The 14,408-nt window shown below is 41.1% G+C and carries 11 protein-coding genes; 1 reads left to right on the top strand and 10 read right to left on the bottom strand.

What is annotated here, in order from left to right:
• Positions 1-43: 43 nt before the first annotated feature.
• The 7 genes from M2353_RS09000 to M2353_RS08970 all read right to left on the bottom strand — a co-directional run bounded on the left by M2353_RS09000 (position 44) and on the right by M2353_RS08970 (position 10,912).
• A complete protein-coding gene (locus M2353_RS09000) occupies positions 44-424 on the bottom strand; it encodes a NucA/NucB deoxyribonuclease domain-containing protein (protein WP_224559893.1) in 381 nt (126 codons plus the stop codon).
• Positions 425-651: 227 nt separating this feature from the next.
• Positions 652-2,646, bottom strand: coding sequence for a glycosyltransferase family 39 protein (locus M2353_RS08995; protein WP_284725286.1), 1,995 nt, complete (start codon positions 2,644-2,646; stop codon positions 652-654).
• 146 nt (positions 2,647-2,792) lie between these two features.
• Positions 2,793-3,701: a trypsin-like serine peptidase gene (locus M2353_RS08990; protein ID WP_008343827.1), complete on the bottom strand. Its 909-nt coding sequence runs from the start codon at positions 3,699-3,701 to the stop codon at positions 2,793-2,795.
• Positions 3,702-3,945: 244 nt separating this feature from the next.
• Positions 3,946-7,089, bottom strand: coding sequence for a bifunctional cytochrome P450/NADPH--P450 reductase (locus M2353_RS08985; protein WP_284725285.1), 3,144 nt, complete (start codon positions 7,087-7,089; stop codon positions 3,946-3,948).
• 21 nt (positions 7,090-7,110) lie between these two features.
• Positions 7,111-7,692 (bottom strand): TetR/AcrR family transcriptional regulator, encoded by a 582-nt coding sequence (locus M2353_RS08980; RefSeq protein ID WP_284725284.1) that lies wholly within the window; start codon positions 7,690-7,692, stop codon positions 7,111-7,113.
• Positions 7,693-7,920: 228 nt separating this feature from the next.
• A complete protein-coding gene (locus M2353_RS08975) occupies positions 7,921-8,631 on the bottom strand; it encodes a DUF421 domain-containing protein (RefSeq protein ID WP_284725283.1) in 711 nt (236 codons plus the stop codon).
• A gap of 64 nt (positions 8,632-8,695) precedes the next feature.
• The gene (locus tag M2353_RS08970) at positions 8,696-10,912 is read right to left on the bottom strand and encodes an RNA ligase (protein ID WP_284725282.1); all 2,217 of its coding nucleotides are present in this window, start codon (positions 10,910-10,912) and stop codon (positions 8,696-8,698) included.
• Positions 10,913-11,019: 107 nt separating this feature from the next.
• Here M2353_RS08970 and M2353_RS08965 point away from each other — a divergent pair, with 107 nt between their 5' ends.
• Positions 11,020-11,211, top strand: coding sequence for a hypothetical protein (locus M2353_RS08965; RefSeq protein ID WP_035391946.1), 192 nt, complete (start codon positions 11,020-11,022; stop codon positions 11,209-11,211).
• Between the two features lie 11 nt (positions 11,212-11,222).
• On the opposite strand, the gene M2353_RS08960 is transcribed toward M2353_RS08965, so the two are convergent.
• The 3 genes from M2353_RS08960 to M2353_RS08950 form a co-directional block, all read right to left on the bottom strand.
• A complete protein-coding gene (locus M2353_RS08960; RefSeq protein WP_138278555.1) occupies positions 11,223-12,131 on the bottom strand; it encodes a DMT family transporter in 909 nt (302 codons plus the stop codon).
• 133 nt (positions 12,132-12,264) lie between these two features.
• Entirely contained in the window at positions 12,265-12,987 is a 723-nt protein-coding gene (locus M2353_RS08955) for a LutC/YkgG family protein (protein WP_284725281.1), read from the bottom strand.
• Positions 12,984-14,408 carry a LutB/LldF family L-lactate oxidation iron-sulfur protein gene (locus tag M2353_RS08950; RefSeq protein ID WP_039167696.1) on the bottom strand — a complete coding sequence of 475 codons (1,425 nt, stop codon included), beginning with the start codon at positions 14,406-14,408 and terminating at the stop codon, positions 12,984-12,986. Before M2353_RS08950 ends, M2353_RS08955 begins: the two co-directional genes overlap by 4 nt.

The raw sequence follows: 14,408 nt of genomic DNA, 5'->3' as shown, positions 1-14,408 counted from the left end.
GTTGAACAAAAAGAGCCCCTCTCAAGGAGCCTCTTGTCTATGTTTATTTAACAATAAATAAAATTCGTTTCCCGTCAGGATACCCGCTGATTTGATGCCCGACCCATGAACCAGCGCCTCTATTATCTGATGGACTGACATATTGAACGCTCGCCCCCTTTCCTCCTTCAAGACACACCGCCATCGGCCATTCATCCCGGTCAAAACCAGGTTTTGTGGGAATTCCTTTTAATGATTCTTGCCTGCGGGCATCTGCCCCATTTCGGTCAATGGTACACACGTCTGAGTGCCCTTTTCGAATAGCTTCTTGAATATGACTGCCTGTTTCAGGATACCGTTCCTTAGGAAATTGAATCACATGATCATAACGATCTGCTCCTTTTGCGGAACGATCCTCTCCAAAACCACCTAATAATGCACCCATCCAAATGACAAAACAAAGAACGACAGCAGCGATCCAGCCTTTTCTCATCTTCAAAAGCTCGTGACCTCCTCATACTTTTGATGAAATGATGTTGACTTGAAGGGAATGAGTCATTTTTAATGTATGAGTGGCTGAGTGATGACATGTGAAAAACATGAGCTGAATCTTCCTGGATACTGATCCATAAGAAAAAACGAATGATCTCTTCATCATTCGCCTTGTTCTACTTAAGATATTTCATCTACCCTATATAATGTTTCGTTTTGTGAAGACATCTCGGATGGCATCCCCTCTTCAGCTGATGTGGATCGTTTATATTCTTCAGATGAGATGACTGTACCATGTGATTTAATCCAGCTAACCAATTTGCTGTTAGCTGATGACTGATTGTCTGGTAATAAAAAGTATTTCACCTTTCCTTGTTGAATAAGTGCTTTTAATTTGTTGACATTCAAAATAGGATCTGTCCCATTAAAACCGCCTAAAGCCATGACATTCTCATCTTCATCAATGATATATGGCGCTGCGGTAACAGTCGTAAGCGTTGCAAATAAATACGTTTCACCTGTTTGATGAGCCTTTAAATAAGTGAGTAAGCCTTGATCGACACTAGATGTAAACATGTTCCCACCTCGTGAACTAGCCAGCTGTACACCTGCCTCTGGAAGAACAGCATTTCCACCATATATGATTGGGGTGGAGGACCAAAAACCTGGAAACAGTAACAGCGTTGTCAAAGCAGTGATGAGCAGTCGTTTCATGATCAATTGTTTTTCTCTGTACATCAGCAATAGGATAGCGATACTTGTTCCCGCAATGGCAATGGCATACATCCAAATACTACTGATTTGAGTCGTATAGTTACTCAAAATATACCCTTGGAAGATGGCTGTAACAGCGATTGCTGCTGGAAGCAAATAAGCAGATATTCCTTTGTTTGCCTTAAATAACTCTCCCATCTTCTTAGCTCCTATGCCGCATAGTGCTGCAATAGGCGGGGCAAGCATAATGAGATAGTAATGGTGAAAGAAACCCGCAATACTAAAGAATCCGGCAGCAGGAATCAACCATGCTGTCCAAAACATCGTTTGTTTCCATTCATTTAATTGAGCTTTTCTCTCCTTCCACCAGCTGATGATCATCCCTAAAAGCCCAAACAAAGCAAACGGCAGCATCCAGCCGATTTGACCTGACAATGCAGATTGAAATAAACGAAATATACCGGGATTCCCAGTGCCATACATATTCATACTTTGTTGACCTACAGCACTTCCAGGCGGAGAACCACCACCTGAACCATGTTGAGGTGGCATCATTTGATTTGGGGATGGAGACGGCTGATTTCTGTTTGACTGATCCTCTGACGAATTTCCTAATCCAGAATTGTCTGGCATCATCATACCTGCTTGCTGGTTCATGTCACCAAAGGATTTCCCTGTCGTCTGACCAAGCAGCCGTTCCGTGCCGTTATACCCAAAGGCAAGTTCTAACACTGAATTTGTTTGGCTGCTTCCCACATAAGGGCGCTCACTTTCAGCTGTCATATCTACAGCAACTGCCCACGATAGAGATAAGCAGACTAATACGACGATCGAGCATAAGAGAGAGAAAATTTTCTTTTTTAACGGTACGCGAGCAGCAATGAAATAGTAGAAAATAAATGCTGGAACGACCATAAACGCTTGCAGCATCTTCATATTAAATCCTACCGCTACCAAAGCGAAGGCCATAAGAAGCCAGCGCATCTTTCCGCTTTTTACAGCACGCATCAAGAAATATGTACCCGCAAGTAATGTGAAGACGAGCATACTGTCTATATTGTTTGTTCTGCTCACAGCTGCGGCAATTGGTGTGAGAGCCATAACGGCCGCTGACACCCTTGCAGCACCTTGACCGAAAGCCGGTTTTATCATGAGATAAAGAAGAAGAACAGACCCCACTCCAGCAAGTGCCTGCGGCAATATCACACTCCATGTATGAAAGCCAAAAATAAGTGCACTGATGGTTTGAATCCATAAAACGACGGGTGGTTTATCAATTGATACGAATCCAGCTGCATCAAACGAGGCATAAAAAAAGTGATGGAAGCTTTTGGACATACTTTTGACTGCAGCTAAATAATATTGATTGGCACTGTCATTCTGCCAAATTTGATAAGTGTAGAGAAAAGCTGCAATCAGTAAAATCAACAACAATATCATATCTATTTTTTTATTTTTCACTCATATCTCTTCTTTCTTTTTCATTTATTTCATTCAGCATAGCTTGTAAATATGAAATAGTGATGAACAAAAAAAGAAACTTTTCTGCATTTGACGATAAAAAAAGCCTGTCCCCTGTAAAGGAAACAAGCTGATTGTTCTATTTTTTACTGCGCCTTCGCATAGTTGATAAATTCAACAAAGGCAGCAGTCGCTTTTGGTCCACCGTTGATCGTTCCATTTGAATAACCCGCATTATGGACCCCGACGATTTGTTGGTTCTGATCTAGCATCGCAGAGCCAGAGTTTCCGCTAAATGTATCGATCGTATAGTATGCGAGATTCGTATCTTCTCTCGTGACTGGACCTGACATTTCCCATTGTGACACTTTGCCAGTCGATCTCATTTTATCACCTGGATATCCAGAAATTTTAATCGTTGTACCTGTTAGATTTGTCACTTGACGAATAGAGCGGTAGCCGACCGTATTTCCAATGTTCGTATCTGTTTTAATGACGGCAAAATCATATTGACTCGCCCCCGTGTTGATATATCCACTTGGTACATAGAATTCGGTCATGTTTGCTGAGCCGTTCACAGCCGTGCTGTCATTCATGCCTGGGTAGACAGACCCTTTTGCACTATAGCTTCTTGTGGCTGTATTGTAGACGCAGTGTCCGTTTGTCAATATTTTGTTTGGAGCAATGAGTGTTCCAGTGCAGCTAGATCCACCAAATGTAATATAAGCAATAGAATTATAGGGTGCTACTCTTGTATTCGTCACTTTTGTTCTACCATCGTCTCCAATGACTACTTTTGTTTGAAAGTCTTTTAAATATTTTGTGAGTGGTTTTACTTTTTCGCCAATAGTAGAAGAGAGATCATCCACTTTGTCAAAGGATGAGGGGGTTTTCATATCGTTGTGGAAGTCAGCTGAAGAAATCACCTTTCCGTCAGAAGTCACCATGTCATAATCAGACGTAAGTACTGAATCAGATGCTGCATGGGCAAAACTAGGCACACTTAAAGCACCAAAAACGAGTAGAGAAGGGATTAATTTTTTCACCTTTTTCATCATATTCCTCCTTTATGTCCTATATCAAAAATGATATGATTGTTTCATATTGGAGTAAATGAGAGAATATTCTTATTTTTTACAAAATATTTCATTTGTAAATTAGGTGTTTCGTATCTTCCAAATATTTATTCTAGCGATCTCTCTATGAAAAAAGAAAAACCGCCATTTTGGCGGTTTCAAGATTTTTGACAAAGGGCTAAAATGTGATTTATTTTAGCCCTTTGTCTTCTTTTCAACATGATCAGCTCCATACATCTTTTACATATCTGTTGTCATTGGCTAGAGATGTCAGCCATTGTTCAGCTGTTTCTTTCGCACACTGTTTCTCAGTCTGATACAGTTCAATAAGTGTTGCCTCGACATCTGGTGCCATGACCTTTCCATCTCCGCAAATATACAGATAGGCGCCTTTGTCGAGCAATTCAATGAGCTTGGCTCCATCATTTTTAATGAAGTGCTGGACATACACTTTTTGCTCCTCATAGCGAGAGTAAGCACGGTGGATGGTGACGACTCCTTTTTCTTGTGCAAGCTGCATTTCGTCATAATACAGATCATCTTCATGCGGGTGGCGGCAGCCAAAATAAAGATGGGCTTCACCTAACGACTTCCCTTCATTTTGCCATGCTTCCCTTGCCTGAATGAAACCTCTAAACGGGGCGATACCTGTTCCTGGTCCAATCATGATCATTGGTATTTCAGGAGAAGACGGCAATTCGAATCCTGCTTGAGCTTCATGAAGGAAGCAGGCCACTTCATCTCCTTCTTGCAGTCCGCATAAATAGTTTGATGCGACGCCTGCGTATTCACCGCGTCCGCTCCATGATTTTCCTTTCACAACAGCTACTGTGATACTAAGCCTCTTTTCATCCACCTTTGGCGAACTGGAGATCGAGTAATAACGAGGCTTCAATCCTGGTAAAAGGGCTAAAAAATGATCAAATGGCAGTTCACATGCTTCGTATTGTTCTAGTAAATCCAGCATGGTCACACGCTTCTTTAATACAGCTTCTTGATAAATGTCTCCCGCCATTTGTTCAAGTTCAATACGATGAGGTGGGCATACCGTATATTTTGCAAGATCTCTTAGCTGAGTACGTGTCACAGGCTCTTGTAGCTCTACATGTGACGCCAGCAATTCTCCGACTTGAATTGGCTGATTTAATGGTAAATGACTTGCTTCTTTTTCCGAAGAGAGTATCATGTGCTGCTCTGGATCCAGCTTAAAACGATCAGTCACTCGCTGAACGAGTGTTGCACTATTTTTTGGCACGATTCCGATATGATCTCCTTCTTTATAGTGCTTGCCTTCAGGTAATTGAAGTTCGATATGCCTTGTTTGGCGGGTACTTTTTTCAGATTGTAATTCTTGATTTTTCAATACAACAGCTGAAAAGGCACCGTATGTTTTAGCAACAGGACGTTCCACTAGCTCATTCGTATATGCAATGGATAGGTTTGGCTTTTCTTGACGTTTCTCCTGCAAGGTTAATTTGAATTCTTTTGCAAGCTCATTGAAGACTGTCTTCTGGAATGTTTCTTTATCTTCATCCATATCACCGCCCGCATCGCCTTCACCAATATCCGTTACACGCTTAGCCCCTTTTCTTTCAAGTGCTTCATCAATCAGACGAGGAATACGCTGATACGTGCTCGCCCAATTTCGATCCCCGCACCCAAAGACTGCAAATGTCACATTTGATAGATCCTGCTCCTCATCCTGCGTCACCCAATCCACAAACTGTTTCGCATGATCAGGCGGATGACCGTTGTATGAAGCCGTTACAATTAAAACTGCGCCTGACTCTGGTAACTTTCGAGTATAATCATCAAGCGGTGCCGTTGTCACGTCAAACCCTTTTGCTTTCCCGTCTTCAGCAAATTCGTTTGCCATCTGCTTTGCTGTGCCCAGATTTGATCCATACAAGACCAATAGCGGTGTTCCATGACTCGCTATTTTCACTTCAGCAGATGCCGTGCTTTTTGTTGGTTCTTCTTTCGGAGGCGCCATAAAGAATTGCTGCTTTCTTGGCCGCACTTTGATTTTAAAATCATTCGGCTTAATCGTCAGGGATTCTTTTAAATCCAGTTCATACGACGTATGGTCAATCAGTTCAAGGTTGTGCAGAACCATCGCCAGAACCATCGTGGCTTCATGAAGGGCAAATTGCATCCCAATACATGCACGTTGGCCATTTCCGAACGGTTTATAGGCATGCTGTGGAATCTTTTCAGGATGCATAAAACGTTCAGGCTTGAATTCTTCTGCATCCTCCCCCCAAACCGCTTGATCCCGATGTATTTTAGGAAGTAGCACACTGACACTTTGGTTTTTTTTGATCGGATATTTCCCTCCAATGACTGTATCCTCTTTCGCATAAAGAGAGAACGTAGGCGCCGTCGGCCAGAGGCGAAGTGCTTCATTTAAGACCATACGCGTATAACTTAGTTTTTGAACCTGCTTAAATGTCGGCAGTCCGCCTTGTAGCACGTCGTCTGCTTCTTGTACGGCTTTTTTTAATTTGTCTGGATTTTTTAGTAAAAAATATATCGCAAATGACAACAATCCACTTGTTGTTTCATGACCTGCTATTAAGAAGGTAATGATTTGATAACGGATATTTTCATCTGACAGGCGTTCACCTGTTTCAGGATCCTTTGCATGTAGCATGAGAGAAAGTAAATCATTGCCCGTTTTATCTTGTTTTTTCCGTTCTTGAATAATGTCATCTACTAATTGCTTCATAAATTCAACATCTTGTTCAAATTCTTTTCTTCTTTTGATCATTAATTTATCTGCGACCGGCAATCTACTTGCTTGATCCATCGCTTCATTTAAGCCATTTAGCATGCTTTCAATAAATGGATGTTGATTTTCTTTGTAAAAGCTGTTAAATCGAAAATCAAAACCGCATAGCCCGATCGTATCTAAAGTGAGCTTTGTCATATCCTCTGCTACTTCAATTTCTTCATCACGGCCCGTTCTTTGCCATTTTTGTACAAGCTGTGTGGCAATATCGAGCATCATCTCATGATACCCCTTCATGGCCTGCTGGCTAAACGCCGGCATCAAGATGTGATGAGCCTTTCTCCAGTTCGGCTCTTCTGTCCAACTTGTGAATAACCCATCCCCTGAAAAAGTTCTCACTTTATTGAGACTGCTTCCAATGAATTTATCAAAACGCCTCTCATCAAATACTTCTTTGGCAAGTTCATGGCTGGAAACAAAAATACTTGTTGCTTTTGAAAATTCAAACTGAAAGATCGGCCCCAATTCATCTGCCAGCCGCCAAAAGCTTTGAGAAAGCTCTCCCTTTTTGATATGAGGGATATTTTTAAAAGGTCCATATGTTTTCGGTTTTGGAATGATTGATGTTTGTTGCATGTGCCCACTCCCTTTATTTCTTTATGATGCAACGCTAATGGCACGCCATAAGCATTGCTCAATATCTTCTAAAAATTCAATCGTTGGCTCAATTTCCTCTGCTAGATTCTGTTTATGAAGCTGAACGAACGCTCCAAAAACAATGGATAAAATCGTTCTCCCTGAAAGATTTGGATGAATTCCATCCTTTTTGCCTTCTTCAAAAATATGAAATAGCTCATTTAATAGCTGCTGCATCTTCTCTTTACTTGTCTCATCTAAATAGTGTGAGCGTTTGTCAATTTCTAAGAAGTACAGACCACTTGGATTCTCTTTTGTAAAGAGCACTAAGCAATAAAAGACATGTTTGAAATAAGCCCTGATGCTTGCTTTAGGGTCTGGACTGTTTGTATTCACCTTGTCGATAAATGCAGTCAGGCTTCGCTGGTATAAAATGTTCACAAGAGCTTCTTTACTATCAAAATAACGATAAATAGTTCCTGCTCCAACGTTGGCTCTTTTCGAAATCATCGGCATCGTTGTACCGTCAAAGCCCCGTTCAATAAATAAGTCCAGAGAAGCCTTCATAATCTGCTCCTGTTTATCAGTAGTTGCTGCGGGCATTTCATCCTCTCCTTTCGTTTTATCAGGAATGAATGTTCATTCCGCTTGATGTATATTATATTAATATTTTAAATTCTTCTATTTATACTTAAACATACTTATTTTTATCCGTCATCACATTTTCTGAAAATAATAATAATTGAGAAATGATACCTAGATAGATGACATCCAAACGACTTATAAATATTGGCATTTTTGTGACGCGCGGGTGTCGTCTGTACTATATGTTCATTCTTGGTCAATTGGAGAATCGATGTGATCGTCATATGTATCAATGTATAAACTGCCATTACTTGAACAAACCGCATAAACAATGTCTTTTAAAGACAGCTGCCTTTTTTGAAGTTCTTCATAGATCCACTGCTCCGTTAATTGGTTTTCTTGAAGGTTTTTCAAAATGAGCTTTCCGTCCATAATGACTTCAATGGGCATGTAACGCTCTGCCTGCTTCCACAGGTTAAGATCTTTTCGCGTGACATAATCAAATGAAGGGTATTTTTTCACTGACATGTGCCCATCTGTTTCAATCATTGCAAATTCAACTTCACTAATGTCAAACACATTCTTTTCTCTGAGCTGTTGATTTAAATAATCAAGTGTATACCTCATTCCTTTCATATTCTCTTCAAGGATTTTGCCATTTTGAATCACAAGCGTTGGTTTACCGGCCATAAATCCTCTCATCTTCCGGCTTCTTAAAGCAAGTAAAGAAATGACATAAATAATGATCACAAGTGTCACAAAAGAAATGGTTGTGTGATGAAGCGGAAGCGTAGTATTAAACGCCAGGTTCGCCGCAATTGAACCTAGACTGATCGCTGCAATGAAATCAAAAATATTCATTTGCGCAATGGTTTGCTTTCCAAGAAGACGGGCACCGCCGAATAAAATAGCAAAAGCAAATATGGTTCGAAGAATGACTTCAATATGATCTGGCATTTCAGCTTCCACCTTTCGATTTCATGAAAAAAAGCCTTTTCTTTAGAAAAGACTCTTTGTTAGACTATGCATTTATTCCGTCATTATTCAAATGGCCCGCTTCCGTTTGCTCAAATTGTGAACGCAGCTCAATGATTGAGCAGTTTCTCACGTTTACTGGATCTTGCTCGAGCAACCATGTATAAAATCTTGCTTGCTCTGCTGTTTGCAAAGCCTGCATATATTTTTGGGTGGAGCGCTTATCTGCAACACGCTGTTTAATGGATCGCATTTGCTTCCAAAATTGATAATAAGGAAGCTTTAACTTGGTCATAAAGCCGCTGTTATCCTCAATGACATAGCCTTCTTCTTTGATTGTGTCATCATGTGATACAGATTGATACCATTTATAGAAAGAGGTCCAATCATGAAACACTGCCACTTGCTGTTTGCACCGCATGCCAAGCTGTTCACTGAGCCTTTTCACTTCAGCAAATGGTTCTTTTTCATAGCTCAGCTGACGCTTCACGATATCAAGTAAAATGAGTTGATCATGATCATATGTGATAATATGCGGGTCTTTCTCTGGCAAAATGACTTCAAATACAAGGGACACATGGTTGTCGCGTACGTATGATTTGATGTAATCGACCTGCACATCGTCAAAGGTCGCATAAAATAGCTCTTCGACCCAAGCAGCATGCTGATTTTGCTTCACATGTGACGTATACGATTTGGACGTAAACACCAGCTCATCTTTTATGTCGTTAAACCCAACCGTACCTAAGTATCCATTTGCTTTATCATAGACCGTCACAGGAAATTGAAGATGATTCACTAGATGCTGCATTCTGGTTTCAGGACGTTCATCAATATTAAAGAACTTATTATAACTTCTAGACACAATCTGCTTTGAAGTCATATTGATAAACAACCCTCTTGCTTTGACATTTATTTCATCCCATTGTCTTTCACTAAATGCTTTTTTGGTGAAATTAAAAGATGAAATATCGTGTGGCAGCTTTAATTCCTGTACATATTCATGCTGATCTAAATGGGCTAAAAAATCATCCAGCGTCAAATTGGGCTGAACAAAGACCGGTTGCTTGTTTTCAGAAGCTCTGTAGACAGGATTGTCAATTTCATGTGTCTCAATCCCGCCTGCTGTGATTTTTAACACACGCAGCTGTCCGCCAAATTCAACCTGACCTTCGAGATTATAAGATCTTTCCGCCGCTTGGATAGGCAGTCTATATAAATTGCGATGACCGTGAATTTGAATGATATCTAATCCAGAAGTATTTTGCACAAATAAGTGGTCAATGTCATCTGAATATTCACCTACTCCGTGAATAAGCTGCTGCGCTGAGACATGCAGAAGCTCTTCTGGCAAATGAGCAAGCCCACCATGGGTGACAAGAAATGTCTGACCATGATACGTAAAATAGGTGAGCTGATGAAATGTTCTGACAAACTTCCTTAACTCTTTTAGGTCAAAACCTGCTTCCGCAATTTCAGGCGCAGTATGACGGTTAAACATATTGCTTCTCACTTTTTCTTCATGCGCATATTTGTAAAGATGCTGATCATGATTTCCTTCAATGACGATCACATTGCGGCATTCTCTATGTGCCAGCATCCATTCTAAAACTTCCTTGTTTTCTATTCCTCTATCAAGCAAATCACCTGCAAAGATATAAAGCTCGTTTTCTTTCAAGTCTCCTTGCAAATAAGTATTTAGAGCCGTGTAACAGCCGTGAATATCACCGAAGACGTGAATGGCCTCATACTGATCAAAAGATCTGGGCTGATAAGTCATAATGGTTGGATATTCCTCAGGCGTCAAAACGGTTACCCATGAAGGCACCTTCTCTGTCTTTAACCGTTCATTCATTTGATATAACACAGATTCCTTCACTACTTTGTGCGGCTCTCGACCGCGATTTTGCAGCAGGGATGTTTCAAGAGGCACTTGCGTAAAATCGACGACATACACTCTATAGCGGTATGAAGTAGCTAATGATTTATACTGCGAAATGGACTTACTTGTGACATGTGTTGCATCAATGACAGTAAAGTCTCCTCGTTCCATTCGGGCTGTGAGGAGTTCAAATAATAAAGACCAGACTTTATGATCATGTTTGCTTGAAATTTCCGGTTTCCCATTGACTGATAACTGCGGAGGCTGGGTTAACAGACGGATTTGATCCGCTGATAATGTATATGGTTCTAAGCCTTGTTCTTTGATCCAAGTTGATTTACCTGCACCTGGGAGACCTCGTAAAAGGACTAAAGTTCTCATAATGGTTCTCCTTTAATGAGTGATATTTTACCTATTATAGATAAATTATGGATAAATCTCAATCTTTTATTGATTATGGTAATATATAGATATAAGGAGGGTTACACATGCCTAATGAAGCGAATACTGCATTCAACATTGGGGATATCGTATTCCAAGTATTTTCTCTTCTATTCATTGCATTGATCGTGACCATCGTTGTCATCGCGATTCGAATGATAAGAAGAAAACAAGTGGAATTGAAGAAAGTCGAGGCTAGATTAAATAAAGTAATTGAAAAAAATCATTTAAAAGAGTAAAAATCCGGGAGTTAACCGGATTTTTTTGTTTTCATCACGATTCCTTGTCGCTGCTGCATCAAAAAGAAAAAGACACCTAAAAGGACAAGTAGACCACCGAACATTTGTAGCAGCGTGACTTTCTCTCCAAGCAGTAAAACAGCGAGTATCGTTGCCCCAACAGGTTCGCCTAGAATACTCATTGAAATAGTTGTCGCATTCACATAGGTTAACAGCCAGTTGTTAATGACATGGGACATGGTAGGGATAATGGCGAGCAGTAAGAAAATCCCCCATTCTTTACCCGAATAGCCTACAAAAGGCGTTTGCTGTATAAGGTTAAATAAAATTAAAAAAAGGCCGGCAAAACCAAATACACAAAAACTATAAATCCAATGAGATATCTTTCTCACAGCTTGTTGACCGATTAATAAATAACAAACAACAGCGATTACACTGAAAAAGGATAAAATGTCTCCTATAATGGCGTCTTGGCTATGTCCGACATCCCCCCATCCGATCATGAGCGCACCAACAATCGCCGCACACATTGTGAAAATGGCTGACTTCGTTGTTCGTTCACGAAAAATGAGAAATCCGCCTAATAATGACACCATCGGCTGAAGTGCAATGATGATTGTAGAGCTCGCCACTGTGGTGAGCTTCAATGAGCCGAACCACAAAACAAAATGGAGCCCTAAAAAGAAACCTGACATACATAAGAAAAACCAGTCTCTCCACTTTAACGAGACAAACTCTTTTTGACGCGGCAGAATAAACGGAAGCATCAAAACCGCCGCAAATATCATTCGATACATACTTAAAATAGCAGCAGGCGCACTTGACCACTTCACAATAATGGCCGAAAACGAAATCGCAATGATTGAGATCACAAGCGGCACCGCAATCGACTTCTTTGGAGCATTTGTCTTCATTTCCATTAGCAGCTTCCTTTACATCAGCAGTAGATGAGCTTCTCATCTTGTATGACGTCATCTTACTATGACTATTCGCCTAGAAGCAAGATGAATTTTAAGAATGTTTACATAAAAAAGGCTTTCTTCACGAAAGCCCTCATTCATCATCTATTAATACATACACAGCCTGCACCGGCCCATGAACACCAACCACTAAATTCATTTCAATATCGGCAGAATTACTTGGACCTGATATAAAATGAATGGCGCCTTTCGTCTGCTCTCCTTCTTCTACTAGGCGATGAAGAGCTGAAGCAGCATGAATCATCCGCGGGACAATTGTGCTTTTTTCAATACATACGATATACATCATCGGTAAAAAATGAAGTGCTCTCCCTTGACCTTGATGGGAGGAAAGAACAACGGTTCCGGATTCTGCAAGTGTGTAATCACTGAATACCACTGCATATTTCGCTTGTTCTGCCTGCCTTATATTTTCTTCTCTTGATGTATCTGCATTCCAGCTAGTGACTGAGATTCCTTCTTTCTGCAAAGCTTGAAACATAGGATGACATTCATATTGTGCAAAACGTCTATCGCTCGAAGTCATCACAGGACCTTCTCCATACTCTTTCATCAATAATCGTAACGTTGAGGGTGCTTCTTTTGGCGTTGTTTCTACCACTCTCGTATGAATTTGCTGACATTGCACCTTCAATTGCTCTATCAATTCTTCTTTCGACAGACCTTCATTTGTTTCCCAATTGACTCGATGCTTCCAAACCGGACGCCGAATAGATGCAGGCTTGGAGGAGCTTTTGCCTAATTGTTGCTGGATATGTGCTAAAAATGGATCTCGATGAGAAATGGTACCTTTCATTGCCGCTCCTCCTTTTGTTTCTTTTTAAACCAATCCCGAAACCTTTCTTTGCTTGGCGCTGGGAGGTCACGAATTTCTGTCCAATTCTTTAAAGGACCCGCACCTTTTGAAATCTGTCCGTTTGAAGCCATACGTTTCAAGAGCACAGGGGCTGCTTTTGTTCCAAATCGATACATTCTAGGAGTGGATGCGCCCATTCCGAACATTTTCATTGCCATCATTTCCGCTTTAGGCGCTCTCCCCTCTTTTTCAACGATGGCTTGTCGATGTTTGATTAATAATTCGTGAAGTGGAATTTTCACTGGACAAGCATCTGTACAGGCTGCGCATAAACTTGAGGCGAAAGGAAGCTCTTGGTAGTCGTCATATCCTCCAAGTAGCGGCGAAAGAACAGCGCCAATCGGACCCGGGTAAATTGATCCGTACGAATGACCGCCAACATGCCGATAAACGGGGCACACATTGATACAGGCTGCACACCGAATACATTGCAAAACTGGCTGAAATTCCGTCCCTAATATATTTGACCGCCCGTTATCCACAATGACCAAATGAAACTCTTCTGGTCCATCGACCTCTCCTTCTCCTTTTGGTCCCACGACAGAGATATAGCTTGTTAACTTTTGACCGACTGCGCTTCTGCACAATAGACCGACAAGGACATCGAGCTCCTCCATCGTTGGTACAAGCCGCTCCATCCCCATGACTGCGATATGTGTCTTTGGAATGGACGTGACAAGATCCGCATTCCCTTCATTCGTCACAAGACAAATCGATCCTGTGTCAGCCACAGCAAAGTTACAGCCCGTCACACCAATATCTGCTTCAAGAAATTTTTCTCGTAACAAAGCTCTTACAAATTTGGTCATTTCTTCAGGAGTCTCTGACATATCATATCCAAGCTTTTCGTGAAAAACTTCCCGTATTTGTTCTTTCGTCATATGAAGGGCTGGTGCCACGATATGTGAAGGTGGTTCATGGTCATCAACTTGAAGAATATATTCTCCAAGATCGCTTTCAACTACCTCGCAGCCAATCTCTTCTAGCGCTTCATTCATTTCAATTTCTTCTGTGACCATTGATTTTGATTTCACGATCTTTTTTGCTGCTTTTTTTTGTGCTACATCTTGGATGTACGCCGATGCCTCTTCCTTTGTTTTTGCAAAAAACACATGACCTCCACGTCTACTCACGCTCTCACTTAATTGATATAAGTAGTCATCAAGATGGGCAAGTGTATGCTGCCTGATGTCCTCTCCAAGTTCCCGCCACTTTTCCCAGTTTCCAAGCTCTTCACTTGCGGTCATCCGCCTTTTATACAGACGCTCCTGTGCTGAGGAAACAGCTCCTCTCATCACAGCGTCTTCTAATCCTTCGCCGATCCGCTCTTTAAAAGCCTTCTCTCCAATTTTCATACTCAT

Source organism: Bacillus aerius, assembly GCF_029894105.1.
Classification (GTDB): Bacteria; Bacillota; Bacilli; order Bacillales; family Bacillaceae; genus Bacillus; species Bacillus altitudinis.
This window is presented reverse-complemented; position numbering and strand designations above follow the sequence as displayed.

Excerpts from the sequence above, each read along its gene's own strand:
- M2353_RS08965 (WP_035391946.1), top strand. The coding sequence starts at position 11,020 with ATGCCTAATGAAGCGAATACTGCATTCAACATTGGGGATATCGTATTC.
- M2353_RS08990 (WP_008343827.1), bottom strand. The coding sequence starts at position 3,701 with ATGAAAAAGGTGAAAAAATTAATCCCTTCTCTACTCGTTTTTGGTGCT.
- M2353_RS08950 (WP_039167696.1), bottom strand. The coding sequence starts at position 14,408 with ATGAGTATGAAAATTGGAGAGAAGGCTTTTAAAGAGCGGATCGGCGAA.
- M2353_RS09000 (WP_224559893.1), bottom strand. The coding sequence starts at position 424 with ATGGGTGCATTATTAGGTGGTTTTGGAGAGGATCGTTCCGCAAAAGGA.
- M2353_RS08970 (WP_284725282.1), bottom strand. The coding sequence starts at position 10,912 with ATGAGAACTTTAGTCCTTTTACGAGGTCTCCCAGGTGCAGGTAAATCA.
- M2353_RS08980 (WP_284725284.1), bottom strand. The coding sequence starts at position 7,692 with ATGCCCGCAGCAACTACTGATAAACAGGAGCAGATTATGAAGGCTTCT.
- M2353_RS08985 (WP_284725285.1), bottom strand. The coding sequence starts at position 7,089 with ATGCAACAAACATCAATCATTCCAAAACCGAAAACATATGGACCTTTT.
- M2353_RS08975 (WP_284725283.1), bottom strand. The coding sequence starts at position 8,631 with ATGCCAGATCATATTGAAGTCATTCTTCGAACCATATTTGCTTTTGCT.
- M2353_RS08960 (WP_138278555.1), bottom strand. The coding sequence starts at position 12,131 with ATGGAAATGAAGACAAATGCTCCAAAGAAGTCGATTGCGGTGCCGCTT.
- M2353_RS08955 (WP_284725281.1), bottom strand. The coding sequence starts at position 12,987 with ATGAAAGGTACCATTTCTCATCGAGATCCATTTTTAGCACATATCCAG.